1 pseudogene (running past one end of the window) is annotated in these 416 nt (G+C 78.8%); it reads right to left on the bottom strand.

From position 1 onward, the window contains the following. A pseudogene (locus tag BZY54_RS52600) lies at window positions 1–416 on the bottom strand (LuxR C-terminal-related transcriptional regulator) (its annotated part extends 124 nt beyond the left edge of the window); the annotation flags it as partial.

Genomic DNA, 416 nt, shown 5'->3' with positions numbered 1-416 from the left:
GTACGAGGTCGGGCCCGGCCGCCGGGTGCGCAGCCGGGCCAGCGCGAACGCGGCCCGCGCCTCCTCCAGGCCGTTGCCCAGTTTCGCCAGCCGGTCCTGTGCGGACGTCAGCTGGGCGACGGCGGCCTCGGTCTCGCCCCGGGCCGCCCGCACCAGTGCCTCGGACCGGTCCAGGACGGCCAGCACGCTCTCCCGGTCCAGCCGCAGCGCGTGCTCCCGGGCCGCGTCGATGACCCGCTGCGCCTCGCCCGGCTCCCCGACCAGGACCAGTGCCTCGGCCAGGTCGCCGTGCCAGCGTCCGCGCGCCGGGTCGGTGATGCCGAGGGCCTGCTCCAGTTCCCGCACCCGGCTCAGCGCCGCCACGGCGGCCGGCGCGTCCCCGGCCACGAACTGGGCGTACCCCAGGGCGGCCAGGG

The organism is Streptomyces carpinensis (genome assembly GCF_002154505.1).
Lineage (GTDB): Bacteria > Actinomycetota > Actinomycetes > Streptomycetales > Streptomycetaceae > Streptomyces > Streptomyces carpinensis.
This window is presented reverse-complemented; position numbering and strand designations above follow the sequence as displayed.